At 58.1% G+C, this 23,172-nt stretch carries 27 protein-coding genes and 1 pseudogene; 14 read left to right on the top strand and 14 right to left on the bottom strand.

Translation table 11 applies throughout. The features are described from left to right. The first annotated feature begins 22 nt into the window (after positions 1-22). Positions 23-865 (top strand): 16S rRNA (adenine(1518)-N(6)/adenine(1519)-N(6))-dimethyltransferase RsmA, encoded by an 843-nt coding sequence (rsmA, locus tag G6R15_RS05030; protein WP_164658668.1) that lies wholly within the window; start codon positions 23-25, stop codon positions 863-865. Positions 866-2,187: 1,322 nt separating this feature from the next. Here rsmA and G6R15_RS05025 read toward each other — a convergent pair. From G6R15_RS05025 to prfA, 3 genes are all read right to left on the bottom strand, one after another. Continuing rightward, entirely contained in the window at positions 2,188-2,784 is a 597-nt protein-coding gene (locus G6R15_RS05025) for a DUF4167 domain-containing protein (RefSeq protein WP_164658667.1), read from the bottom strand. Between the two features lie 234 nt (positions 2,785-3,018). Further along, positions 3,019-3,864 (bottom strand): peptide chain release factor N(5)-glutamine methyltransferase, encoded by an 846-nt coding sequence (gene prmC / locus G6R15_RS05020; RefSeq protein WP_164658666.1) that lies wholly within the window; start codon positions 3,862-3,864, stop codon positions 3,019-3,021. Further along, a complete protein-coding gene (gene prfA, locus G6R15_RS05015) occupies positions 3,861-4,916 on the bottom strand; it encodes a peptide chain release factor 1 (RefSeq protein ID WP_164658665.1) in 1,056 nt (351 codons plus the stop codon). The genes prmC and prfA overlap by 4 nt, the downstream gene beginning before the upstream one ends. Before the next feature lie 62 nt (positions 4,917-4,978). On the opposite strand from prfA, the gene G6R15_RS05010 reads away from it, so the two are divergent. After that, on the top strand, positions 4,979-5,266 hold the full coding sequence (locus G6R15_RS05010) for a hypothetical protein (protein WP_164658664.1): 288 nt from the start codon (positions 4,979-4,981) through the stop codon (positions 5,264-5,266). On the opposite strand, the gene G6R15_RS05005 is transcribed toward G6R15_RS05010, so the two are convergent. The 5 genes from G6R15_RS05005 to G6R15_RS04985 all read right to left on the bottom strand — a co-directional run bounded on the left by G6R15_RS05005 (position 5,207) and on the right by G6R15_RS04985 (position 9,266). Continuing rightward, positions 5,207-5,608, bottom strand: a complete 402-nt coding sequence (locus G6R15_RS05005) for a DUF1499 domain-containing protein (RefSeq protein WP_240336661.1) — start codon at positions 5,606-5,608, stop codon at positions 5,207-5,209. The genes G6R15_RS05010 and G6R15_RS05005 overlap by 60 nt on opposite strands. A gap of 70 nt (positions 5,609-5,678) precedes the next feature. After that, entirely contained in the window at positions 5,679-6,626 is a 948-nt protein-coding gene (gene speB, locus G6R15_RS05000; protein ID WP_164658662.1) for an agmatinase, read from the bottom strand. Between the two features lie 49 nt (positions 6,627-6,675). After that, positions 6,676-7,071 (bottom strand): DUF5360 family protein, encoded by a 396-nt coding sequence (locus G6R15_RS04995; RefSeq protein WP_164658661.1) that lies wholly within the window; start codon positions 7,069-7,071, stop codon positions 6,676-6,678. Next, positions 7,068-8,030: an agmatinase gene (gene speB / locus G6R15_RS04990; protein ID WP_164658660.1), complete on the bottom strand. Its 963-nt coding sequence runs from the start codon at positions 8,028-8,030 to the stop codon at positions 7,068-7,070. Before speB (G6R15_RS04990) ends, G6R15_RS04995 begins: the two co-directional genes overlap by 4 nt. A 69-nt stretch (positions 8,031-8,099) precedes the next feature. Continuing rightward, positions 8,100-9,266, bottom strand: coding sequence for a M20 aminoacylase family protein (locus tag G6R15_RS04985; RefSeq protein ID WP_164658659.1), 1,167 nt, complete (start codon positions 9,264-9,266; stop codon positions 8,100-8,102). 66 nt (positions 9,267-9,332) lie between these two features. Here G6R15_RS04985 and mazG point away from each other — a divergent pair, with 66 nt between their 5' ends. The 5 genes from mazG (at position 9,333) to G6R15_RS04960 (ending at position 12,526) form a co-directional block, all read left to right on the top strand. Then, positions 9,333-10,154 carry a nucleoside triphosphate pyrophosphohydrolase gene (mazG, locus tag G6R15_RS04980; protein ID WP_164658658.1) on the top strand — a complete coding sequence of 274 codons (822 nt, stop codon included), beginning with the start codon at positions 9,333-9,335 and terminating at the stop codon, positions 10,152-10,154. 88 nt (positions 10,155-10,242) lie between these two features. Further along, the gene (locus G6R15_RS04975) at positions 10,243-11,184 is read left to right on the top strand and encodes a nucleoside hydrolase (RefSeq protein ID WP_164658657.1); all 942 of its coding nucleotides are present in this window, start codon (positions 10,243-10,245) and stop codon (positions 11,182-11,184) included. Then, positions 11,181-11,693: a GrpB family protein gene (locus G6R15_RS04970; protein ID WP_164658656.1), complete on the top strand. Its 513-nt coding sequence runs from the start codon at positions 11,181-11,183 to the stop codon at positions 11,691-11,693. The genes G6R15_RS04975 and G6R15_RS04970 overlap by 4 nt, the downstream gene beginning before the upstream one ends. Then, positions 11,690-12,139, top strand: a complete 450-nt coding sequence (locus tag G6R15_RS04965; protein ID WP_164658655.1) for an N-acetyltransferase — start codon at positions 11,690-11,692, stop codon at positions 12,137-12,139. Before G6R15_RS04970 ends, G6R15_RS04965 begins: the two co-directional genes overlap by 4 nt. A 201-nt stretch (positions 12,140-12,340) precedes the next feature. After that, positions 12,341-12,526 carry a DUF1330 domain-containing protein gene (locus G6R15_RS04960; RefSeq protein WP_164658654.1) on the top strand — a complete coding sequence of 62 codons (186 nt, stop codon included), beginning with the start codon at positions 12,341-12,343 and terminating at the stop codon, positions 12,524-12,526. Here the strand turns inward: G6R15_RS04960 and G6R15_RS04955 are convergent. Further along, positions 12,510-13,349 (bottom strand): annotated as a pseudogene (locus G6R15_RS04955) (IS5 family transposase). The gene G6R15_RS04960 and the pseudogene G6R15_RS04955 sit on opposite strands and share 17 nt — an antisense overlap. 27 nt (positions 13,350-13,376) lie before the next feature. On the opposite strand from G6R15_RS04955, the gene G6R15_RS23090 reads away from it, so the two are divergent. Then, positions 13,377-13,544: a DUF1330 domain-containing protein gene (locus G6R15_RS23090; protein WP_373456006.1), complete on the top strand. Its 168-nt coding sequence runs from the start codon at positions 13,377-13,379 to the stop codon at positions 13,542-13,544. Between the two features lie 289 nt (positions 13,545-13,833). Here the strand turns inward: G6R15_RS23090 and G6R15_RS04945 are convergent, their stop codons facing one another. From G6R15_RS04945 to G6R15_RS04935, 3 genes are all read right to left on the bottom strand, one after another. After that, positions 13,834-14,064, bottom strand: coding sequence for a hypothetical protein (locus G6R15_RS04945; protein WP_164658652.1), 231 nt, complete (start codon positions 14,062-14,064; stop codon positions 13,834-13,836). Between the two features lie 38 nt (positions 14,065-14,102). Continuing rightward, the gene (gene eno / locus G6R15_RS04940; RefSeq protein ID WP_164658651.1) at positions 14,103-15,377 is read right to left on the bottom strand and encodes a phosphopyruvate hydratase; all 1,275 of its coding nucleotides are present in this window, start codon (positions 15,375-15,377) and stop codon (positions 14,103-14,105) included. A 68-nt stretch (positions 15,378-15,445) separates the two neighbouring features. After that, complete coding sequence (locus G6R15_RS04935) at positions 15,446-16,315, bottom strand: DMT family transporter (protein WP_164658650.1); 870 nt, start codon at positions 16,313-16,315, stop codon at positions 15,446-15,448. A 149-nt stretch (positions 16,316-16,464) separates the two neighbouring features. On the opposite strand from G6R15_RS04935, the gene G6R15_RS04930 reads away from it, so the two are divergent. Together G6R15_RS04930 and G6R15_RS04925 are read left to right on the top strand one after the other, a co-directional pair. Next, positions 16,465-17,328, top strand: coding sequence for a DMT family transporter (locus tag G6R15_RS04930; RefSeq protein WP_164658649.1), 864 nt, complete (start codon positions 16,465-16,467; stop codon positions 17,326-17,328). A 50-nt stretch (positions 17,329-17,378) separates the two neighbouring features. Beyond that, positions 17,379-17,771, top strand: a complete 393-nt coding sequence (locus G6R15_RS04925; RefSeq protein ID WP_164658648.1) for a hypothetical protein — start codon at positions 17,379-17,381, stop codon at positions 17,769-17,771. Here the strand turns inward: G6R15_RS04925 and G6R15_RS04920 are convergent. After that, positions 17,768-18,181: a Fur family transcriptional regulator gene (locus G6R15_RS04920; protein WP_085795788.1), complete on the bottom strand. Its 414-nt coding sequence runs from the start codon at positions 18,179-18,181 to the stop codon at positions 17,768-17,770. The two genes, G6R15_RS04925 and G6R15_RS04920, sit on opposite strands and share 4 nt — an antisense overlap. A gap of 139 nt (positions 18,182-18,320) precedes the next feature. On the opposite strand from G6R15_RS04920, the gene G6R15_RS04915 reads away from it, so the two are divergent. From G6R15_RS04915 to G6R15_RS04905, 3 genes are all read left to right on the top strand, one after another. Beyond that, the gene (locus tag G6R15_RS04915; protein ID WP_164658647.1) at positions 18,321-19,301 is read left to right on the top strand and encodes a sterol desaturase family protein; all 981 of its coding nucleotides are present in this window, start codon (positions 18,321-18,323) and stop codon (positions 19,299-19,301) included. A 4-nt stretch (positions 19,302-19,305) separates the two neighbouring features. Next, positions 19,306-20,409, top strand: a complete 1,104-nt coding sequence (locus G6R15_RS04910; RefSeq protein WP_164658646.1) for an acyltransferase — start codon at positions 19,306-19,308, stop codon at positions 20,407-20,409. 250 nt (positions 20,410-20,659) lie between these two features. After that, positions 20,660-21,967: a DEAD/DEAH box helicase gene (locus G6R15_RS04905; RefSeq protein WP_240336660.1), complete on the top strand. Its 1,308-nt coding sequence runs from the start codon at positions 20,660-20,662 to the stop codon at positions 21,965-21,967. A gap of 89 nt (positions 21,968-22,056) precedes the next feature. Here the strand turns inward: G6R15_RS04905 and G6R15_RS04900 are convergent, their stop codons facing one another. Next, complete coding sequence (locus G6R15_RS04900) at positions 22,057-22,779, bottom strand: helix-turn-helix domain-containing protein (RefSeq protein WP_164658645.1); 723 nt, start codon at positions 22,777-22,779, stop codon at positions 22,057-22,059. A gap of 108 nt (positions 22,780-22,887) precedes the next feature. On the opposite strand from G6R15_RS04900, the gene G6R15_RS04895 reads away from it, so the two are divergent. Beyond that, positions 22,888-23,139: a hypothetical protein gene (locus G6R15_RS04895; protein WP_164658644.1), complete on the top strand. Its 252-nt coding sequence runs from the start codon at positions 22,888-22,890 to the stop codon at positions 23,137-23,139. Positions 23,140-23,172: the final 33 nt, after the last annotated feature.

The raw sequence follows: 23,172 nt of genomic DNA, 5'->3' as shown, positions 1-23,172 counted from the left end.
GATCAGGCACTACATCATCGTCATGAGTGCCATCGACAATCTCCCCCCGCTGCGCGAGGTCATCGCCAACCACCAGCTGTCCGCCCGCAAATCTCTGGGGCAGAACTTCTTACTGGACTTGAACCTGACCGCCAAAATCGCGCGCCAAGCGGGTGATCTGTCCGACTGCGACGTATTGGAAATCGGCCCCGGCCCCGGTGGGCTGACCCGAGGGCTGCTGTCCGAGGGCGCGCGCAAGGTTCTGGCACTGGAAAAGGACACCCGCTGCATGCCAGCTTTGCAAGAGATTGCCGAGGCCTATCCGGGTCGGCTTGAGGTGATCAACGGCGACGCGCTGGAAATCAATCCGCTCACACATCTGACGCCCCCCATCCGGATCGCAGCCAACCTGCCCTACAACGTCGGAACCGAGTTGCTGGTACGTTGGCTAACTCCGCCAGAGTGGCCCCCATTCTGGCAAAGCCTGACCTTGATGTTCCAGCGCGAGGTCGCAGAAAGGATCGTGGCCCAACCGGGGTCAAAGGCATACGGTCGGTTGGCGATCCTCTCGCAATGGCGCTCTGATGCCCGCATCGTGCTGTCTTTGCCGCCGGGCGCCTTTACCCCGCCGCCGAAAGTGTCGAGCGCAGTTGTGCACCTGACTGCCCTGCCTGAACCCCGTTTTCCGGCTGACGCTGCCATTCTGAGCCGCGTTGTTGCTGCTGCCTTTAATCAACGTCGCAAGATGCTGCGTGCCGCACTCAAGGGTGTAACGCCCGGCATCGAAGATCACTTGATCGCCGCTGGCATCAAACCGACACAACGGGCCGAGGAGGTGTCGCTCGAAGCATTTTGCGCATTGGCTCGCGAAATCGAACAAGCGTAGGCGTCAACTGCAACAGGAACGCACCTCTACCCATTGGGGTTTATTGATATTAATCAAATTGATGCCAGCACATGACCACGCAAATTGAGTGCGGTTGCCCTCAAGGAAGCACTTGATACCCGGCGAAATCCGCGCATTGGCCATCGGTTTTGGTTCATCCGCGGCGCATGCCAGACAATATGCGGAACACCTGGCCAATTCCACCAACCGGGGCCTGGCCATGGACGGTTATTACCCCGGTCGCACATTGCCCCCAAAGCAAGCCCGCCAAAGACGAACAGACATATCGCGCTGAACAACAGGGGCGTACTCGGTTTGTTGCCAACACTGAAAACCGCAGCATATTCCTAGCTACACCCCGGAAAACAATGCTTTGTGCGCCCGAGCCGTTGCCTATGGCTATGCCGCCAAGGTCGACTTCATCGACGGTTGGTTCGTTGCTGACAACAAGGTTTGAGTAACTTGGTCGGCGGATGTCAAAAAGTGTTCCCTGCAGGATATATCACCCTACTGACCCACTTCGAGGTCAATTAAGTGTTTGCTCACTGTGACTTACAGGATGTATCTGTAAATTTCACCGACCATTCTCCCCCGCTTCGGGGTTTTTCCGCCGCTAGCAACTGCCGAAAAGTTAAGGTCGTCGGGGCGATGATCAGCTTCTAGAAACGAGGATTTGCCGGTACCAATATGCCCGATCTTCTAGACGCGATGTCGCCGCCGCGTGGAGTGTTCTACAAGGCTTTCAAGGAGAAGCACCTGGTCCATCTGCGGGCACAGGATCACGATGACAAACCCATATAGGCTGGGCGCTGACAGAGATGCATGATCTACAAAAAGGCCCAGCCCGTGACCGGCTGCTGGCGTTCTTTTTCGCATACAGAATACCACCGGAGCTAACCGGCACGCAAAGTGTGGTGTTTCCTGTGCAACGCTTTGATCGAGTTGGCCCCATCTGACGTACCCTGCACAACGCGAGAAGAGGAGAGTTCCACGCCACTGCATCAAGTGCTGTCATCGGTACTGCAAAAGTTGAAGCCCATTACTTATCCGGCCACCATCACTTGCCGGGCACGGCTTTGCCTGCGCTCACTTGCAATGGCGCGCGCGGACGCATCCTTTTGACGTGTGGTCGCAGAGGATGGATGAATTCGTACAAAGATGCTGGAACAAAGTTAGGCGCCGGGGGGAGCTCCCGCACCCGAGCGGTCCCGACTTCGTCGGCACCACTAGCGGCTTTGGGCGGGGCCTAGAAACGACTGACGCTCTGAAGCCACCGGCTTCAGAGCGTCAGGTTATTTGCTGTCAATTGGCACCCGACTGCTTTACTCGGCTGCCTCTGGTGCATCCCCCGATGGTGCCGGATCAGTAGGAGCTTCGGGCGCGGTTTCTGCCTTTGGCTTGCGCGGGGCGCGCGGGCGACGCGGTTTTTTGAGCTTGGCCTCAGCAACGTCCCCTTGGGATTTGCTTTCAGGCGTTTCCACCAAACCGTTGTCTTCTTCCTTGCCAGCATCGTCCAGATCCAGAACATCTGGCTGTGGAGCGTTTGCAGGGTCTTTGGGAGCCTCAGCAGCTACGACGTCACGCTCCTGGCGTTCAGCGCGTTCGCGGTCACGTTCGGCCTGGCGTTCGCGGTTCTGGCGTTCCTGCTCTTCACGGCGCGCATCCTGTTCGCGCTGTGCCTCGCTCAACATGCGCAGATAATGTTCCGCATGCTGCTGGAAGTTTTCGGTCGCGACCCGATCATTGCTCAGTTGCGCATCTCGCGCCAACTGGTTGTACTTGTCGATAATCTGCTGCGGCGTGCCGCGCACCTTGCCTTCGGGGCCCGAGCTGTCAAATACGCGATTGACGACATTGCCACCACCAGAGGGCCGGTTGCGGTTGTTTTTGGACCGCGAGCGGGATTTGGAAGATCTCATCTTACTTTACGTCAGCCTTATCATTACCTGTCGATTGTCCCGTTTGACGCCTCTTGCGTTCATCTGCTGCCGGGTGATCGACTTTTTTGGGCTTGATGTCTAGCGTGAGCTGCAAAGCATCAACCGCCAGGACACCCCTGAGTAAACATGTCCTGCCCGATCAGACAAGGGGGCGCAGACATTTTTTAATGCTTTTTCCCGGCGATTGGCACATTTCAGCCGCATCTTCCGTTCTCATCCAACCAATCTCCCACCAACGACCCGATCACGCCCATCCAGATCCTGCATCACCACGACATCGCTTAGACCTGCAATGCGGAACATATCCGCAACCACTTGCCCCTGCGTTGGGCCGATTTCCACCAGGACACGACCACCCGTCGTCAGATGATCGCACATTTTTCTCGAAATTTTTCGATAAGCGTCCAGACCGTCGCCGTAATCGGTCAACGCCATTTCCGGCTCATGCTCGCGCACTTCGACGTCCAGCCCCGGCATTTCGTCCATCGCGATGTAGGGCGGATTCGACACAATCAGATCATAGCTACCGCTGACATCCTCGAACCAATCAGAACAGATTATCTGCGCACGCGCCTCAACGCGGTGCAGAACTGCGTTGGCGCTGGCTTGCAAACATGCCGCCTCACTCAGATCCGTACCCACCCCACGGGCATGCGGCATCTCGGCCAACAGGGTGACTAGAATGCAACCTGACCCGACCCCAAGATCAAGAACCTGATCAATGGGAGACGCCAACGCCGCCTCGATCAAGGTTTCGGTTTCCGGCCTGGGATCAAGCACATCGCCGCTGACCTTGAAGCGGCGGCCATAGAATTCCCGCTCACCTAACAGATGCGATACCGGCACGCGAATGGCACGCAATGCAACTAGCTGTTCATAGCGTTCGCCGATGTCCGGGGCCAATTCTTCTGGAGCAATCAGCGTTACGCGGCTGGCCTCGATCCGGGCGGCATGGGCCAACAGAATACGCGCATCGCGTGCAGGATTCGGCACCCCGGCAGCCCGCAATCGGGCCGTTGCGGCCACCAAGGCTTGAGCAGCTGTTGGGGCCTCGGTCACTGTCCCATCTCAGCCAGCATGCGGGCCTGATCGTCGGCGGTCAGCGCGTCGATCACCTCATCCAGGTCGCCCTGCATGACCTGATCCAGCTTATAGAGCGTCAGGTTGATCCGGTGATCCGTCATGCGGCCCTGGGGAAAATTGTAGGTGCGGATGCGCTCTGACCGGTCGCCCGAGCCGACCTGGTTGGCCCGGTCAACAGAACGTTCGCTGTCAATTCGCTGACGTTCCTGATCATACAAACGCGTCTTTAGCACCTGCATGGCGATCTCGCGGTTGCGGTGTTGTGATTTTTCGGAGCTGGTCACCACGATGCCGGACGGGATGTGTGTGATCCGCACGGCCGAATCGGTGGTGTTGACGTGCTGTCCCCCGGCGCCTGAACTGCGCATGGTGTCGATGCGGATGTCGTTGGTGTCGATGTGAATGTCCACATCCTCGGCCTCGGGCAGCACGGCCACCGTGGCCGCCGATGTGTGAATGCGCCCGCCGCTTTCGGTAGTGGGCACCCGCTGCACCCGGTGCACACCGGATTCGTATTTCATCCGGGCAAAGACCCCCTCGCCTTTGATGTGGGCCACGACCTCTTTGATGCCGCCCAATTCGGTGGCCTGTTCTTCGATGATCTCGAACTTCCAACCGCGCGCCTCAGAGTGGCGCTGATACATCCGCAACAGATCTCCGGCGAACAAGGCGGCCTCATCCCCGCCCGTCCCGGGCCGGATTTCCAGCATCGCAGGGCGAGCATCCGCCGCATCCTTTGGCAACAAAGTCAATTGCAACGCATGTTCAGCCGCGGGCATTTGTTCTTTCAGTGCCGGAATTTCCTCTTCCGCCAGCTCACGCATGTCGGGGTCATCCAGCATCACCTCGGCCTCGGCCAGATCGGCCTTCAGCTGACGCCAGGAAGCGATCTGTTCTACCACGGGTTTGAGGTCAGAATACTCTTTGGCGAGCGCGGCGATGTCCCCAGCCGCCGCACCATCGGCCATCGCGGCCTCAAGAAATTGAAACCGTTGCGTGATTTGTTCTAGGCGTTCTTCAGGAACCATTTGGCCGGTGTCCGATATCAAGGCGCGTTGGTCAAGGGGCAAGCCTATGCTAGAATTGGCCCATGACCCGGATTTTACTCTTGCTCATCGCCCTATCCACGCCTGTTGCCGCCGATGTCGTCGGCCCCGGTGGCAAAGTGCAGGATTGCTATTGCACCGACACGTCCGGCTCTCGGATCGAGCTAGGTGAAACCATCTGCCTGCAGGTCGACGGCCGCATGTTCATGGCGCAATGCCAGATGTCGTTGAACGTGCCCATGTGGCGTGAAGTGCAAGAGGGGTGCCTGTCTTCAGGGCTTGATCTGCGCCAGCCAACCGTCAACACGGTTTCGGTTTACCCCAAAATCTGACCGGCCAAAGCGCAGACGGCCATAGATCCGCAAGGTGTCACCATCCTGCTGCGCGGTAGTATAATCAGGAAAACCCATGACCTTGGTCCGCGAGATATAGGTCACCATTCCCTCGCCCACCGAACCGGCCAGCACTTTCGTCGCCGAATCGGCCTGCGCCACTGCATCAAACCACGTCAGTCCCTGAGGGCCGCCCTGCACCACACGCACGACGCCGCCCTTCAGATCCTTGTCCACATCACCCTTGGGCGTAACGTGCCAGCGCGTCGGGTCACTGGGTGCCAAACGGATAAACGCCACGCCAAGGATCACAAGTGTCAACAGTACCCAAACAAAAGTCATCGTGCGTCTCATCCTTGGTCCAGATCAAAAGATGGCTTGGATATACGGCACAAATGGCCCCGGAACACGACTATCGTGACGTCACCCCCGGCAGAACACAAAGCAGCTCATAGAGCAGATTGGCTGCTGTCAGCGCAGTATTGCCCGAGGTGTCATAGGGCGGCGACACCTCAACCAGATCACAGCCCACGATGTTCAACCCCTTAAGTGCGTGGATCAGCTCAAGCGCCTGTGGCGTGGTCAGACCGCCAATTTCAGGCGTGCCAGTGCCAGGGGCATAGGCCGGATCCAGACTGTCGATGTCATAGGTCACGTAAACCGGCCGGTTTCCAATATCGCGGCGAATTTCAGCCCCCAGTGGTGCCAGAGAGCGATGCCACAGCTCATGCGCCGGGAAATGTTGAAACCCCCACCCCTGCGCCTCAGTAAAGTCCGACGCCGCATAACCAGAGCCACGAATACCGATCTGATAAGTCTTGTCGGCTTGGATCAGCCCCTCTTCGTAAGCGCGCCGGAACACGGTGCCGTGAGTTTCACGCTCGCCAAACATCTCGTCATTCACATCCGCATGGGCGTCCACATGAACCAACGCCACCGGCCCGTGTTTGGCTGCAATCGCGCGCAGGATCGGCAAAGTGATCGAATGATCGCCCCCCATAGCAATGGGAATTAGGTCGTTTGTCAGGATGGCGTCATAGCTCTCTTTGATGATCTTGAGGCTTTCGGTCAGCGAAAAGGTATTAATCGCCAGGTCACCGATATCCGCAATTTGCAGACTATCAAAAGGGGCTGCTCCGGTCGCCATGTTGTAGGGCCGGATCATCGCGCTCTCGGCGCGTATCTGCTTGGGGCCGAACCGGGTACCTGAGCGCCACGAAGTGCCAATGTCCTGTGGAATTCCCAGAACCGCCACATCCAACCCCGCAAGGCTATCGGCCGCCGGCAACCGCATGAAAGTATTCGGCCCGGAAAACCGCGCCAGATCGTTACCGCTGATAGGTTGATTGAAGTTGGTCATCGTCTCACCTGTTCTTTGCCTCTGACTAGCGCAACCTATGCGTGACATACTAGCGGATTGTGCGCATCGTTAAAATCCGGCGGAACGCCAGGATCGGCAAAACCACAAGCCACAAGTTCATCCCCCACCAAAAAGGATCGAACCACCCCTGGATAAGCCAGAAGGTCAAAGCCATCAGCCCCGCACAGAACATCAACGTCAATCCGATCAACCCAAGCCGGTCTTTCATTGCTGTGTCTCGAACGACAAAGCGGCTGAGCAACCCCAGGAAAGCAAAGGCCACATCAATCGGAAAAAAAGACCAATTCCACGCCACGATCAGCGGGTTGTCGAAATCCGAATACATGGCGTCCGGCGGGACCACTTGCCAGCCTGCCAACATAATCAACGCCAGCACCCAATAGGCCAACATCCCAACCTCTGTCAGGGTGAGAAGTGCTTTCATGTCAGCTTGTTCCACCCCAACAGGCATATGATCTGCGTCGCCACATGAGCACCGGCGATCGCCGTAGCCCCGGAAGTGTCATAAGGCGGCGAGACCTCGACCACATCACCGCCCTTGATGTTGATCCCGGCAATGTCGCGCAGGATGATCGCCGCCTGAATGGAGGTGATCCCGCCCCAAACCGGCGTGCCGGTGCCCGGCGCAAAGGCCGGGTCCAGCCCGTCGATGTCAAAACTAAGGTAGACAGGATTGTCGCCCAGAATGCCCTTGATCTTTTGCGCCACCGCCGCCGGACCGCTTTCATAAACTTCGCGCGCGTCGATGATGTTGACGCCCAAGGTGTCTTCATTATGGGTGCGGATGCCCACCTGAACTGACCGTTTGGGATCTACGATCCCGGACTTCACAGCTTTGTAGAACATGGTGCCATGATCCACCCGGTCCATGTCGTCATCGGCCCAGGTGTCGGTATGGGCATCGAACTGCAACAGCGACATCGGCCCATATTTCTCGGCATAGGCTTTCAGGATCGGAAAGCTGATGTAATGATCCCCGCCCAACGTGACCGATGCCACGTCTTCCTTCAGGATCCCCCGGATGTGATCCATCAACGTGCCGGGAAAGGCCGGAACGTTGGCATAATCATAAGCCATGTCGCCATAATCCACGATGGCCAACTCGCTGAGCGCATCAAAGGGCCAGCCATAAGGCGCATCAGGCGACTGCAGCGCGCTGGCCTCGCGGATCGCGCGTGGACCCAATCGGGTGCCGGGACGGTTGGTTACGGCCTGGTCAAATGGCACGCCGGTGACGGCTATATCAACCCCGGTCAGATCCTTGGTGTACAGTCGTCGCAGGAAGGACGTCGCCCCACCAAATGTGTTCTCATAAGACAACCCTTTGAGGTCAGGATTGGTGAACGCCTCGTCCACCTGAGTTTTTGCATCTTCCAAAGCCATGTTCTGACGCCCTTTTGAGTGTCGGGGTGGGTGGGTGGGCGACGCTCAAAAGGGCGTCTCCCAAGTCAATTACTGCGAAACCGGCTGTGCCTTTTCCACAATTCGCGCAAAGAACGACGCACCAATCGGCGCAATTTCATCGTTGAAATTGTACTTGGGGTGATGCAACCCGGCGCTTTCACCTTGCCCCAGAAACAAATAAGCGCCCGGTCGTGCATTCAGCATGTATGAAAAATCCTCGGCCCCCATTTCGCGCCCGGCGTCGGCCACAACCTTGCCCTCGCCGACCACTTCACGCGCTACTCCGGCCGCAAACCCGGCCTTCGCCGCATCGTTGATGGTTGCCGGATACCCAACGTCGTAGTCCAGTTCGGCCTCGACCCCATAGCTCGCGGCCTGTCCGGCCACGATCTGCTCCATCCGCTCCATCACCATTTTCTGCACCGCCGGATCGAACGTTCGCACTGTTCCGTTGATATAGGCAGTATCGGGGATCACATTGTCGACGGTCCCCGTGTGGATCTGCGTCACAGACACCACCAGATCGTCCAGCGCATAATGGTTGCGGCTCACAATCGTCTGGATCGCCTGCGCAATGCCACATGCAGCCATCACCGGATCGCGGGCCTCATGCGGCATCGCTCCATGCCCGCCCTTGCCCTGGATATGCACGTGAAAAGTGTCCACCGCAGCCATGATCGGACCGGGCGTGGTAAAGAACGTTCCCTCCTCGGTGCCTGGCGCATTGTGCAACGCATAGACCTGCGTGATCGCAAACCGTTCCATGATGCCCTCTTGCACCATCACATCGGCACCGCCACCGGCCTCTTCACCCGGTTGAAAGATCAACGCCACGCGACCCGCAAAATTCCGCGTCTCTGCCAGATACCTTGCCGCGCCCAACAGCATCGTGGTGTGCCCGTCGTGCCCACAAGCATGCATTTTTCCGGGATGGGTCGAGGCATAGTCCAACCGCGTCTCCTCGCTTATGGGCAGTGCATCCATGTCGGCACGCAATCCAATGGTCAGGCCTGCCCCTCGCCCTTCGATGATCGCCACGATACCGCTTTTGGCGATCCCCTCGTGCACCTCATCCACCCCAAACTCACGCAAACGCGCGGCGACAAAAGCAGCCGTCTGATGGCACTCCAACTCCAACTCAGGGATAGTGTGCAAATGCTGACGCCAGGTCGCCATATCGGCGGCAAACTCGGCAATGCGGTTCACGATGGGCATATGGTCTGGACTCCTGAGGTAAGGTGCGGAATTGATGCATCTGACACCGGAATGAAAGCTGCCGCAATGCCCGAAAACCCTCTGATCCACGACTCTGACGCAGGGATAGAGCGTCTGCTGGAAATCATGCGCCGCTTGCGCGATCCCGAAACCGGTTGCCCCTGGGACGTCGAGCAGGATTTTGCCACCATCGCCCCTTACACCATCGAAGAGGCCTATGAAGTCGCCGACGCAATCGAGCGCGAGGCATGGGATGAGCTGAAAGGCGAGTTGGGCGATCTGCTGTTCCAATCGGTGTTTCACGCGCAAATGGCACAGGAAGCGGGCCATTTCACTTTTCAGGACGTGGTGCGCACCATGTCTGACAAGATGGTCAACCGCCATCCGCATGTCTTTGGAGAGGAATCCAACGCCAAATCCGCCGATCAGCAAACTGCTGATTGGGAGGCAATCAAAGCCTCTGAACGTGCAGGCAAGGCACAAAAAGGCGCGCTCGACGGCGTGGCTCCCAACCTACCCGCGCTCCTGCGCGCGCTGAAGCTGCAAAAACGCGCTGCCCGCGTCGGCTTTGACTGGCCCGATGCCAGCAATGTACTGGACAAGATCACCGAAGAGGCCGGCGAACTGGTCGAGGCACGCGACAATCTGGACGCCGACGCGATGGAGGATGAGTTTGGCGACCTTCTCTTCGTCCTGGTCAACCTGGGCCGCCATCTGGGCGTTGAGCCCGAAACCGCCCTTCGCCGCACCAACGCCAAATTCACCCGCCGGTTCGAAGCGGTCGAGGCCGAATTGACCAATCAGGGCAAAACCCCGCAAACCTCAACACTCGAAGAATTGGACACCCTCTGGAACCTCGCCAAAACCCGTGAAAAAGGCGCCAACTGACCTCTTCTTCTTGCTAAAAATATCCCGGGGGGAGGACGCAGTCCGGGGGGCAGAGCCCCCTTTCCCACCCAACATCCGGAGCACCGCCATGACAGCGCGCAAAATCATCATCGACACCGACCCCGGCCAGGACGACGCGGTTGCCATCCTGCTGGCGCTTGCCAGCCCCGAAGAGATCGAAGTTCTGGGAATTACGGCTGTGGCCGGCAATGTGCCCCTGCCGCTCACCCAAAAAAACGCCCGCATCGTCTGTGAACTGGCGGGCAAGACGGACGTTCCGGTCTATGCCGGCTGCGACGTTCCGCTCAGCCGCAAGCTGGTGACTGCCGAGCATGTGCACGGAAAAACCGGCCTCGACGGGCCTGTTCTGCCAGACCCTTCGATGCCCCTGACCGACGGCCACGCGGTGGATTTCATCATCCACACCCTCCGCGCGCAGGACGCTGGCACCGTCACTCTCTGTCCATTGGGGCCGCTCACCAACATCGCCACCGCCTTTCAGAAAGCGCCGGATATTGTCGATCGAGTGCAGGAAATCGTTCTCATGGGTGGGGCTTACTTCCAAGTGGGCAACATCACGCCCGCTGCTGAATTCAACATCTACGTCGACCCAGAAGCCGCAGAAATAACGTTCAAATCTGGCGTGCCGATTGTGGTCATGCCGCTTGACGTCACTCATAAGGCGCTGGTGACCAAGCCGCGCAACGACGCCTTCCGTGCTCTTGGCACCAAAGTCGGCATCGCCGTGGCCGAGATGACTGACTTCTTCGAACGCTTTGACAAGGAAAAATACGGCTCGGTGGGTGCCCCCCTCCATGATCCGTGCGTTACCGCCTATCTGATCCGCCCCGACCTTTTCACGGGCCGCCACATCAACGTCGAGATCGAAACTCAATCTGAACTGACGCTTGGCATGACCGTCGCCGACTGGTGGCGCGTCACCGACCGGGCACCCAATGCCATGTTCATGGGCGATCTGGACGCCGACGGCTTCTTTGCCCTGCTGACCGAACGCCTGGCCCATTTGTGAGCCCGATCGTCGCCCCCGATCCCAACTGGCCCGCGCAGGTGCAGGCCGAGGCCGATCGCTGGCGCGCGCTTGATCTGCCGGGGTTGGTGACGATCCATCATATCGGCTCGACCTCGGTGCCCGGCTTGCCTGCCAAGCCGATCATCGACCTGCTGCCCGTGTTCGAAGCAATCGAAACCTGCGATGCGGCTCAGGCACGAATTGAAACGCTGGGATACGAATGGCTGGGCGAATTTGGCCTGCCGGGTCGTCGTTATTTCCGCCTGATCGACCCCGACACCGGAAAACGCCTGTTTCAAGCTCATTGTTATGCGCAAGGCTCTGCCGAGATCACCCGGCATTTGGTCTTTCGCGATGCGCTTCGTGACAACGCGCCCTTGCGTGCGGCCTATACCTCTGTCAAAGCCCGATGTGCAGCTTTGCATCCCGGCGATCACCGGGCCTATGGCGCCTGCAAGGGAACCTGGATCGACAAGGCGGAAACCAAGGCCCTGGAGCACTATACATGAGCGCAGCCCTGCACCTCGCCCGCCCTGAAGACATCGAACGCGTGCTGGCACTCGTCGCAGCCTTTCATGAAGAAGAAGGGTTAGAGAGCACCGACGAGGCGCGTTATGCTGCTCTGATGCCGTTGCTCGAAGGTATCCCACATGGATGCATCTACCTGATTGGTCCGGCCCGTGCCCCGTTAGGATATGTCATCGTCACTTTCGGCTGGTCGGTCGAGTTTGGTGGCATGGATGGTTTCATCGATGAAATCTATATCCGCCCCGCGATACGGGGACGCGGAATTGCCACTGAAGTTCTGATCCAATTACCCAAAGCGCTCGCAGCGGCTGGCCTGACCGCGCTGCATCTAGAGGTTGACCGCGAAAACGAAACCGCGCAGCGGCTGTACATGCGCACCGGTTTTCGTCCCCGTGAGCGCTTCGTGCTGATGAGCAAACCGCTCTAATAGTCGTGCACCATACGTCATGGACGAATGTTGACCGACATTCCCCCTGAACCCGTCAGGCAACATCAGTTAGAGACAGCCCCGCAGCCACTGTCGGCGGCACTTTTCAGCGGCTCGGCGAATTACCTCGTGCCGGGCCGCTGCATACTCTTCAGCCGTAACATGTGGTAGGATCAGACACCGAGACAAGAGGTGTTCATCATGCCCAAGGCCTATCTGGTCGCCCATATTCGGGTGCACGATCCCGAAAAATTCGAAGAGTTCAAAGCCATGTCCAGCCCCGCTATCCAGCAATACGGTGGTCGCGTTTTGATACGAAACCCTACCGCCGAACACCGCGAAGGCAATTTGCGGGGCCTAGGCTCAGGACTCATAACCAATAAATGAAGAGTGCAGCGAGAGCGATTGCTGAGAGGAAGACCTTAGGACAGCGGTCGTATCGTGTTGCCACGCGCTGCCAATCCTTCAGCCTACCGAACATGATCTCGCATCACTGCCCGGCAGTGCATTGCGCAGCAATGTCACGAGAGGGGCGGTTGCGTCGTTTGTAACGACGCTTGTCGTATCGGGTGGCCGTCTTTCGTCGCTTTCGGCCTGGGATGCAGGCGCGTATCCCTTTGTCGTTCAACGCTTCTCTGAACCAATCAGCATCATAACCTCGATCACCGAGCAACCATTCGACATCTGACAAACCGCTCAGCAGCGCCCTTGCGCCGATGTAGTCGCTGACCTGACCGGCGGTCACGAACAGATTTAGCGGACGGCCGTAACTGTCGCAGATCGCGTGCTGTTTCGTGCTCATCCCGCCCTTGGTGCGGCCACTCAGGCGACCACGCCCCCCGTTTTGACGCCCAGACTGGACGCCGTTCGATGGGCTTTGAGGTAGGTGGCGTCGATCATGACCGTCGTCTGTTCGCAATGCTCAGCGGCCAAACCAATCATCATCTGTGCGAAGATGCCTTTTTCGCTCCAACGCTTCCAACGGTTATATAGCGTCTTGTGCGGACCATATTCTTTGGGCGCATCACGCTACCGTAAGCCGTTGCGATTAAAATAGATAATCCCGCTTAGAACACGTCTGTCATCCCTCTCGGGACATCACTGCGTGATGCCCTGCCGGGCAGTGAACGCGAAGCTTGCCATGGGATTTGGGAAAGTAGGGCTCAAGACGCTCCATCTGCGCATCGGATAACCAAATTAGATCAGGCATGTTCACCGCTCGTTTTCCAAACCGTGAATCACGCCAACAGATGGAAATCAATGGGTCCTGAGCCTAACCATCGCGATCGAATTCGACGACATGACTGGCGCGCGCAAATTCTACGAATCGCGGGAATACTCCGCGGCCCGGCTGGTACGCGAACAGGCGGCGGACACAGACCTGATGCTGGTGGATGGCCTGTAAACGTCGGCTGGGTCGGGCTTGGCGTGACGTCCGGAAAGGAAGAACTCCCGCCCGTCGTCGATGTTTCTGACGAAACACCTCCTCCCGTTGGGCCGGGCGCCGGGCTTTGCCCGGCGCCCGGCCCAAAGCCGCTAGCGGTGCCGACAAAGTCGGGATCGCTCGGGTGCGGGAGCTTCCCCGTCTTTCATCATGGTTTCATTTGAAACACAGCCTGACTTCAAGCCAGTCGTTGCACGAAATCATGGTTACATTCCGCGGCCAAACCAAAACGGATCAGTCGAAACTGCTTTCAGTCAACCACGTCATTCGCGCTTTCAACATCAAGATGTTGTTGAGCATGGTCTAAATGCCCGGAATGCTCATTTGTTTCCGTCTCGTCCAGCATGCGATTGACATCTTTTTCGTCAATCGTCGCTGCGAACATGCCTGCCGCCGCCAAAGTCGGGACCACATAGACCATTTTCTCGGTCAGATAAGCCGCTGCGTATGACGGAACCAAGACAATGGCGGCCTTGAACAAGGCCGCCCTGATTTTTGGAGAGAACCGTTTCCTAATCGTCACTTCAAGATCGAGCGGCCTGCATATTCCGCCGTCTCGCCCAGCAGTTCCTCGATTCGGATCAGTTGGTTGTATTTGGCCAACCGGTCCGAGCGCGCCAGCGAGCCGGTTTTGATCTGGCCGCAGTTGGTGGCAACTGCCAGGTCGGCGATTGTGGCGTCTTCGGTCTCGCCCGAACGATGCGACATTACGTTGGTGTAGCGCGCGCGGTGGGCCATATCGACCGCTTTCAGCGTTTCGCTCAGCGAACCGATCTGATTCACTTTAACCAGCATCGAATTCGCAACGCCCTGCGCAATGCCATCGGCCAGACGCACGGGATTGGTCACGAACAGGTCATCGCCCACCAACTGTACCTTGTCGCCGATCTTGTCAGTCAGCAGTTTCCAGCCTGCCCAGTCGTCCTCGTCCATGCCGTCTTCGATCGAGATGATCGGGTAGTCGGCGCAGAGATCGGCCAGGTATTGCGCGTTCTCTTCCGAGGTCAGCGACTTGCCTTCGCCCTTCAGCTCGTACTTGCCGTCCTTGTAGTATTCAGACGACGCACAATCCAGCGCCAGGTAGATGTCTTCGCCCAGCTTGTAGCCCGCTTTTTCGACAGACGTTTTGATGAAGTCCAGTGCGTCGCGGGTCGAGGCGATGTTGGGGGCAAAGCCGCCCTCGTCGCCGATGCCGGTGGACAAGCCAGCTGCCGACAGCTCTTTTTTCAGGGTGTGGAACACTTCGGCGCCCATGCGAACGGCTTCGCGGATATTCGTGGCCGACACAGGCATGATCATGAATTCCTGGATGTCGATCGGGTTGTCGGCGTGTTCACCGCCGTTGATGATGTTCATCATCGGCACCGGTAGAACACGCGCCGAAGTGCCGCCCACATAGCGGAACAGCGGCTGGCCGGTGAATTCGGCGGCGGCCTTGGCCACGGCCATCGACACGCCCAGGATCGCGTTGGCGCCCAGGCGGCCTTTGTTGGGGGTGCCGTCCAGTTCGATCATCGTGGCGTCGATGGCTACCTGTTCGGTCGCGTCAAAGCCGGCCAGAGCCTCCGCGATTTCACCGTTCACGGCAGCCACAGCTTCGAGCACACCTTTGCCAAGGTACCGGTTCTTGTCCCCATCGCGCTTTTCGACAGCCTCGTGTGCGCCGGTCGACGCGCCTGAAGGTACAGCCGCGCGACCCATGGTGCCATCTTCCAGGATCACGTCCACCTCGACTGTCGGATTGCCCCGGCTGTCCAGAATTTCGCGTGCGTGAATGTCGATAATGGTGCTCATGGTTTCGTCCCGATGTCAGATGCGTTGCGCGCCTCATACCGGTCAAAAGCCCATGATAAAAGGGGCACTTAAGCCGCAGGGCGATGTTTGCGCTCACGCCAGATCGTGTAAATGCCCGAGCCCACGATCACCACCGCCCCCGCAAGCATCATCGCATCAGGACGCTCATCGAAGACCGCAAAACCGACAGCAAGTGCAAAGATCATCCGCGAATAGCGAAACGGGGTCACAAAAGACACTTCGCCAATTCGCATCGCGGCCACGATCGCGTAATAGGCAGCTACACCTAGACCAACGACCCCAACGAACAGCCCCCACAAAACAGGAGTCGGTTCGACCCATGCCTGATCGCTAAACATCGACAGGATAGAAGCCGCCGGGATTAACGTCAAAAAGGCCAGAAAGCTCAATTGGAACGAAGACGTCTCGGCAGGAACCTTGCGGGTCGCCAAATCGCGGATTGCCAGCCCCAAAACACCCTGCACGGCAAACAGCGAGCGTATGTCAAACCCTTCGGTACCGGGGCGGATGACCAACATGACCCCTGCAAACCCCACCAAGATCGCCACCCAGCGCCGCCAGCCCACCGGTTCGTCCAGAAACAGCGCCGCCCCCAAAGTTACGGCCAGCGGAGTTGCCTGCAAAATGGCCGAAGCCTGTGAAATCGGAGTGAGCGCGATCGCAGTGACAAAGCCCAAAGTGCCGATCAATTCGCCCAGATTGCGCACTATGATCGGTGCGCTCAGATAGGCGCGCGTAAACAGCGGCTGGCGTTTCAGCAACGTCATCGAGGCAAAGACCGCGGCCCCGCCTGTGCCCAGTACCAAGATGATCTGCCAGGTCGCCATGGCGTCGGCCATCAGCTTGATGAGCATATCCTCGAACGCAAAGCCAAGCATGGCCAGCGTCATCAATCCGGCGCCGCGCAGATTTTCCATTGTCTGGGATCCCACAGAAAAGGGTCGTGTCCTGAGCAAGCCATGACGAATTCGCATCACTTGTGCAAGCAGCAATGCGGTCGGACTTTTCATTGCGGTGCCCGTGTCGGATACTCGCGCTCGGCGAGGCCAAGGGGAGAGAGCAGCGCATGTCCAGGAACCTTCAGGGCGTCCTTTGGTCGATGGTATCGGTGGCCCTATTTTCCACCACTGCAGCCATGGCCAAAGTGGCGGTGACAGAATATCACGTTTTGCAGATCCTGTTCATCCGCCAGATTGTCGTGTTCCTGTCTGCCACACCGCAGGTAGTCCGCGATTTTCCAAACAGCCTGCGCACCCGCCGACCCGGCATTCACGCCATTCGGATCTTTGCCGCCTTTGTGGCGTTGACGACCGGCATATGGGCAGTGGCTGTATTGCCACTGGCCACCGCCGTGACGCTGACCTTTGCTCAGGTATTCTTTCTCGCGCTCTTGGCAGCCTTTTTCCTGGGCGAAAACGTTGGCCGCCATCGGATTGCAGCCATTGGAATCGGATTCCTGGGCGTTCTCGTGGCCATGCGCCCCGGGCTGGACGGGTTCATCGACCCCTATGCCTTGATCCCCGTCGTCGGGGCCTTGGGTGCGGCCACTGCGGGTGTGTGCATTCGTAAACTGTCCCAGACCGAGGACACCGCGACGCTGCTGATCTATCAGTCGTTCTTTGTCGGGCTAATGGCTGGCATTCCCTTAATCTGGCTGTGGCAAACACCGGACATGGACGATCTGCTGTTCATGATTGCCCTGGGAGTTATTGCCACGGTCGCGCAATGGATCGGGGTGCAGGCCTTACGCCTTGGCGAGGCGAGCATTATCGGCAACGTACAATACATGAAGCTGATCTATGCCTCAGCCTTTGGGTTCTTTTTCTTTGCAGAAATACCCGATGCGATGACTCTGCTCGGGGCCGCAATCATCATCGCCTCATCGCTCTACATCTTTCACCGCGAGGCGGTGAACCGCGCGCGCGAGTGATCCGTCCCCTTCCGTGATGCGTAACATGCACACCAAAGGGGAGAGAGAACATGAACATGATCAAAGCCGCCATATTGGCAGGTCTCATGGTGCCGGGCCACATGGCACAGGCCGGGTACGCCAACAACTTCAACGTCTATCCCGTCGCTGCAAACGTGTTCGAAGTGGTGGTCAAAAGTGGCCGCGCGCCCGGCGACTATTGGTGTGGTGCCGGGGTCTATGTGATCTCGCAGCTGTCAAGATCCTCCAGTGACCGCATCTTTGTCTGGAGGGGTCGCGGCGCCAGCGTCGGCGAGCCTGGCAAAACATCCGTGCAATTCAGCCTGACACCGCCACAACAGGGCGCAGTCACCTCGGCTTCGAACACGGTTGATCTGGTGGGTAACGTCCTCAGCTCGGCTCAGGCGCGGGCGTACTGCTACGACAGAACGATCAAGGATTAATCCTTGTTGCGCGGCACGCCGTAGAGTTCCAGCTTGTGACCGCGCAGCTCATACCCCAGCTTCGCTGCGATCTTTTCCTGCAACGCCTCGATCTCTGGGTCGCAAAATTCGATCACTTCGCCTGAATTCATGTCGATCAGGTGGTCATGATGATCGCGTTCGGCATCCTCATAGCGCGCGCGGCCATCGCCGAACTCCAACCGCTCGAGAATGCCCGCCTCTTCGAACAGCTTGACGGTGCGATAGACCGTGGCAATCGAAATCGCGGAATCAAGCGCACTTGCGCGCGCATACAACTCTTCGACGTCGGGATGATCGTCGCTTTCCTGCAAAACCTTAGCGATCACACGCCGCTGGCCGGTCATGCGCAAGCCTTTGGCTTCGCAACGCGAGATGATTGTGTCCGGCATGTATGCGGCCCCCAGAGGTCGAATGGCTTTCCGGTTTAATCCATAACATGTCACAGGAAAACCGGAAATCGCGCCATATTGCTGACGAAAACGCCATCTAGTCTGACCGCATAACAAAAGAGCAGTCGGACGTGGTGATATGGAACATCTAACTGGGATCGGAGTCGAACTGTGGGATGCCGGTTTTGGCAACAAGAGCCGTCTTTGGCCGCTGTATCTGATCACGACTCTGGTGATTGCAGTGGCGCTATACCGTGTGCGGGGCGAGCGGCAGCCGTTTCTGCAATGGTTGATGCCCAAGGCCGTCTGGCTGCATCCCTCGCACATCGTTGACCTCAAGGTCTTTGCCCTGTCGCGGCTTTTGACTGTGGCGGGCGCGTTCAACGTGATAGCGCTCAGCACGATTGTTGCCCCCTTTGTGGCGGCACATCTGCCCTTGCCGCAACTGGCCGAGGTACAACCACATCCGATTGTTATCGCGTTGCTTTTACTGGTGGTCAGTGATTTCGCAACCTATTGGGTGCACCGCTTACATCACGAGGTTCACATCCTCTGGCCCTTCCATTCTCTGCATCATTCGGCAGAGGTGATGACGCCGGTGACCGTCTATCGCAAGCACCCGATCTATGACCTGACAAAATCGGTTATCCATGGCGCCATGATCGGCCTGACCCAAGGCGCGCTGCTGGCCCTGTTCCCCGGAGGGGTGACAATGGGCCTGTTGCTGGGAGTGAACACAGGGTATCTGCTGTTCAATATGCTGGGCGCCAATTTCCGGCACACGCACATCTGGCTCAGCTATGGCCGAGTGATGGAACACATCCTGATTTCACCCGCGCAACACCAGATCCACCATTCCATCGACCCGGCCCATCACAACACCAATTATGGCGAGGTTCTGGCCATCTGGGATTGGATGTTCGGCACGCTTTATGTCCCGCAAGAAGCGGAGAAGCTGAAGTTTGGCTTGGGCGATGCCCATGGCAACCGTCTAGCACAACGCCATGACAGTCTGACGGCGGCACTGGTCGTGCCGATCCGCGACAGCCTGGGCCAGATCCGCAAAAAGCTGCGCCGCAAGCGTACAAACGCCAAATCATCCGTCACACCAGCCGAGTGAGCACATGAACCCAGGCTTTTCCACCTATCTCAACCTGCTGCGCTTTGGTGCGGCCATGGTTGTTCTGCTGTCCCATTTTGCCTATCCCCGCTTTTCGGGCGGCGATTGGATGTGGGTGCGCGAGCTGAACCTGGGCTCGGACGCGGTTGTCATCTTTTTTGTGCTGTCCGGTTTCGTCATCGCGCTGACCGCCGAAAGCAAAGACGACACGATAGGCCGCTTTGCATTCTCGCGCCTATCGCGCCTGATCTCGGTCGCCCTGCCTGCATTGGTGCTGACCTGGATATTGGACCAGATGGGCAGCAGCGTTGACCCGAGCAGTTATTTTGCCCCCTATTTCGCGCCCCTACCCCTGTGGGAGATGCTGGCGCGGGGTTTGAGCTTTTCCAACGAATGGTCGGGGCTCAGTGCCCGATTGGGCAGCAACGGCCCCTTTTGGTCGCTCAGTTACGAGGCCGCGTATTACGCTCTCTTTGCTGTCTGCTTTTACCTGAGCGGGTTACGCCGGGCGGCCTTGCTCGTTCTTTTTTGCCTGCTGTTTGGCCTGAACGTGCTGCTTCTGATGCCCGCCTGGCTGATGGGCGTTTGGCTGTATCGAAATTTGCACCGGATCGACGATCTTTCCCCACAAGCCTTGATGCTTCTCACGCTGGCTCCAGTCGCGGTCTATTCTCTAAGCTTGGCCATCGACTTGCCAAATATTTTGCAGGTCAACATGCAACCAGTGTTTGGCGGTCATGACCTGAGGTTCTCGGATGAATACTTGTGGAACGCAGTTTTAGGAGGCCTGACCACCCTGCACCTGCTGGGGGCCGCCGGTCTGGCACGTCACGCCGATCTGACGCGTCTTGCACGCCCGGCAAACTGGTGCGCAGGTGGCAGTTTCTCGCTCTATCTGGTGCACTACCCTGTCTTACAATGGCTCGACGCGAGCCTGCCCGCTTTGAGCAATCTCGGCCTGCTCACGGGTACAATCGTGATTTGCTTTGGATTTGCAGCCGTCTTTGAACGCCCCCTACCCGCCATGCGACGGTGGGTGCTGAACGCCGCATATCACATTCGTTCTTCCAACCGCGACTTGACAAAGCCGCTTGGCCCCTCCATGTGAGCCAAAGGTTTTTGTCCTCTGCCGCGTGAGCAGATAAGACCAAAGAGCGGATAAACCGACCGATCCAGACATTGGATTGCCGTCATGGACCTGAACCTGATGTTCCCAAAATCACGCGTGGGGCAAAGCGCCGGACCGGCTTGAAGGGCATTCGGCCCCGCAAGCCCGAGGCTCCGCGCGCCCCAAGCGGTCGCCCATAAGGGGCGGCCATGTTGCGTTTGCCGTGTTGGCAGGCGTGAAAGGAAATGAATTGAGCGATTTTGACATGATGGACCTGCCCAAGGTCCTGGTGAACCGTCTGAATGACATGGGAATCACCGAACCGACCCCGATCCAGAAACGTGCCATTCCGCACGCTCTGAACGGTGAAGACGTGATGGGCCTTGCCCAGACCGGTACCGGCAAAACGGCGGCCTTTGGCCTGCCGCTGGTGACCTTGATGCTGAAATACGGCCGCAAGCCTGCACATGGTGTCGTGCGCAGCCTGATCCTGGCCCCTACCCGCGAGCTGGCTCAACAGATTGCCGAGACCCTCAAAACGTTAACCGAAAACACTCCGATCAAAGTTGCGATTGTTGTGGGCGGCGTGTCGATCAACCCACAGATCAAGCGGCTTGAACGCGGCATCGACATTCTGGTGGCCACGCCCGGACGCTTGCTGGACCTGATGGACCGCAAGGCTCTGGACCTGGAGGAATGTTCTTTCCTGGTGCTGGACGAGGCCGACCAGATGCTGGACCTGGGCTTTATCCACGCGCTGCGCAAGATTGCAGGTGTTCTGCCTACGGATCGCCAGACCATGCTGTTTTCGGCCACTATGCCCAAACAGATGAACGAGATCGCGCAAAGCTATCTGAAAAACCCTAAACGGATCGAAGTCTCGCCCCCCGGCAAGACCGCCGACAAGGTCACGCAGGCGATCCACTTCATCGCAAAGGCCGAAAAGTCCAAGCTCTTGATCGAGCTGCTGGATGGTCACCGCGAAGAACGGGCAATCGTCTTCGGCCGCACCAAACACGGGTCGGATAAGCTGGCGCGTGTGCTTGAGAAAGCCGGGTATGCCACTGCCGCCGTGCATGGCAACAAAAGCCAAGGTCAGCGCGAACGCGCAATTGCCGCCTTCAAGGCTGGCGATGTCAAAGTGTTGGTGGCAACGGATGTGGCCGCGCGTGGTCTGGACATCCCGGACGTCAAACACGTCTACAACTATGACTTGCCCAACGTTCCGGATGCCTATGTGCACCGGATCGGACGCACCGCACGCGCGGGCAAGGACGGCGCCGCCATCGCATTCTGTGCTCCAGACGAGATGGACGAATTCCGCGCCATCCAGAAGGTGATCGGCCAGCAGATCCCCGTCGCCTCGGGCCGTCCGTGGCAACCGGTTGAAGAAGAGGCCAAACCCGCGCGTGGCAAAGGTCCTGGTCGCGGTGGAAACCGCGGCGGCAACCGTGGCGGGCCACAGGGTGGCATGGGCGCCAAACCGGGTGGAAACGGCAACCGCCGCCGTCGCAGCCCCAAACGCGGCGCTAAAAGCGGACCTCGTTCAGCCGCATGATGCAAGGAAAACGCGCCCGATTGTGGCGCGTTTTTTTTTCGCTGTGAACGACTGCGGTCAAGGACCACGAACACACCCCAACGAAGCCTCTAGGACACTTCAGTGTACGCTGGTTCTCGCGTCGGGAGGATCTCGTCGGTATCGGCATAGCCGGAGCGCGGAAACCATTCGTTCAGAGTTCTCATCATGACCGCGTCTCCGGTTAAGTATAGCCGACCGTCCCCAACCTCTCTTTCGATTGTAGACCGCCCCAGAATGACAGCCGCGAACGACTGCTCGGAGGTCTCGACAAACACATCGACATCAAAACCCGGAACATCGACGCAGATCTCTAGCGGAAGGCCGGGACGGAACAAAAGCCAATACGTATCGTGTCTGCCGGAACTTTCAGTGAACTTGAAGCGGATCACGATGCGGCGGTTGGGAAACGCACTGGTATCAAGTCGACGCATTGCCCACATGAGCGTTGACACATCATACGACAGGGCTATTTCGGCCTCGATATTGCGCTGTGACCAACGCCCAAGCGCCATCAACGCCGGTTCAAGATCAATTGCCTTTTGCGTGCGGACATAGTCGACTGTGCCTTGAGCGCGATCTTCTACCCGAGCAATCAATCCGGACTGCTCCATTTCGCTCAAGCGCCTTGATAGAACGGTCGGTGAAACCCCTCCGACAGCTCGCCGGATGTCGTTGAACCGAGTCTCCCCCGCCCACATTTCGCACAGAATTGGCAATGTCCATCTGGCGCCAAGCAGATCGCAGGCTTTGGACACAGGACAGAGAAGGCCGTATGGCTTGCTTGATGTCATCTGATCCTCCAATAACTAGGCTAGTTCTGTTGGCGATTTTCTGTCCAGTCCCAAAAGCGTACTGATCGGGTTTCATCGTGTAACTATCCAAAGCGCATTGACGGCTTGATGATCCTTCTGGAAAACATAGGAGGGTTCGAAATGCTATTCTCTGATACAGTGCGCTTCTTTGGCCATATTCAAGGAAACAAGCGAAAGAAGCCGAACCAGACTACAAAGCTTTTATCGCGATTGTTTTCCAGAACACGCACCATTCAAGCCCCTTCAGTCAAAGGATACCCAGCCCATGACCAGTATTCAGCGGGACGAGACGCGCTGGCCCAATCAGCCCTGTTGATGGCGAAAGACCACGACATCTAAATGCATGAAGTTCTGTTTCGCGGGGTTTACAGC

The sequence above is a fragment of the Tropicibacter sp. Alg240-R139 genome, assembly GCF_900537075.1.
GTDB lineage: Bacteria > Pseudomonadota > Alphaproteobacteria > Rhodobacterales > Rhodobacteraceae > Falsiruegeria.
This window is presented reverse-complemented; position numbering and strand designations above follow the sequence as displayed.

Excerpts from the sequence above, each read along its gene's own strand:
- G6R15_RS04900 (WP_164658645.1), bottom strand. The coding sequence starts at position 22,779 with ATGACATCAAGCAAGCCATACGGCCTTCTCTGTCCTGTGTCCAAAGCC.
- G6R15_RS04960 (WP_164658654.1), top strand. The coding sequence starts at position 12,341 with ATGCCCAAGGCCTATCTGGTCGCCCATATTCGGGTGCACGATCCCGAA.
- G6R15_RS04965 (WP_164658655.1), top strand. The coding sequence starts at position 11,690 with ATGAGCGCAGCCCTGCACCTCGCCCGCCCTGAAGACATCGAACGCGTG.
- speB (WP_164658660.1), bottom strand. The coding sequence starts at position 8,030 with ATGGCTTTGGAAGATGCAAAAACTCAGGTGGACGAGGCGTTCACCAAT.
- G6R15_RS04910 (WP_164658646.1), top strand. The coding sequence starts at position 19,306 with ATGAACCCAGGCTTTTCCACCTATCTCAACCTGCTGCGCTTTGGTGCG.
- G6R15_RS04935 (WP_164658650.1), bottom strand. The coding sequence starts at position 16,315 with ATGGAAAATCTGCGCGGCGCCGGATTGATGACGCTGGCCATGCTTGGC.
- G6R15_RS04920 (WP_085795788.1), bottom strand. The coding sequence starts at position 18,181 with ATGCCGGACACAATCATCTCGCGTTGCGAAGCCAAAGGCTTGCGCATG.
- G6R15_RS04995 (WP_164658661.1), bottom strand. The coding sequence starts at position 7,071 with ATGAAAGCACTTCTCACCCTGACAGAGGTTGGGATGTTGGCCTATTGG.
- G6R15_RS04975 (WP_164658657.1), top strand. The coding sequence starts at position 10,243 with ATGACAGCGCGCAAAATCATCATCGACACCGACCCCGGCCAGGACGAC.
- G6R15_RS05005 (WP_240336661.1), bottom strand. The coding sequence starts at position 5,608 with ATGACTTTTGTTTGGGTACTGTTGACACTTGTGATCCTTGGCGTGGCG.
- speB (WP_164658662.1), bottom strand. The coding sequence starts at position 6,626 with ATGACCAACTTCAATCAACCTATCAGCGGTAACGATCTGGCGCGGTTT.
- rsmA (WP_164658668.1), top strand. The coding sequence starts at position 23 with ATGAGTGCCATCGACAATCTCCCCCCGCTGCGCGAGGTCATCGCCAAC.
- G6R15_RS05010 (WP_164658664.1), top strand. The coding sequence starts at position 4,979 with ATGACCCGGATTTTACTCTTGCTCATCGCCCTATCCACGCCTGTTGCC.
- eno (WP_164658651.1), bottom strand. The coding sequence starts at position 15,377 with ATGAGCACCATTATCGACATTCACGCACGCGAAATTCTGGACAGCCGG.
- G6R15_RS04925 (WP_164658648.1), top strand. The coding sequence starts at position 17,379 with ATGAACATGATCAAAGCCGCCATATTGGCAGGTCTCATGGTGCCGGGC.
- G6R15_RS04895 (WP_164658644.1), top strand. The coding sequence starts at position 22,888 with ATGATCCTTCTGGAAAACATAGGAGGGTTCGAAATGCTATTCTCTGAT.
- G6R15_RS05025 (WP_164658667.1), bottom strand. The coding sequence starts at position 2,784 with ATGAGATCTTCCAAATCCCGCTCGCGGTCCAAAAACAACCGCAACCGG.
- mazG (WP_164658658.1), top strand. The coding sequence starts at position 9,333 with ATGCCCGAAAACCCTCTGATCCACGACTCTGACGCAGGGATAGAGCGT.
- G6R15_RS04985 (WP_164658659.1), bottom strand. The coding sequence starts at position 9,266 with ATGCCCATCGTGAACCGCATTGCCGAGTTTGCCGCCGATATGGCGACC.
- prfA (WP_164658665.1), bottom strand. The coding sequence starts at position 4,916 with ATGGTTCCTGAAGAACGCCTAGAACAAATCACGCAACGGTTTCAATTT.
- G6R15_RS04915 (WP_164658647.1), top strand. The coding sequence starts at position 18,321 with ATGGAACATCTAACTGGGATCGGAGTCGAACTGTGGGATGCCGGTTTT.
- G6R15_RS04930 (WP_164658649.1), top strand. The coding sequence starts at position 16,465 with ATGTCCAGGAACCTTCAGGGCGTCCTTTGGTCGATGGTATCGGTGGCC.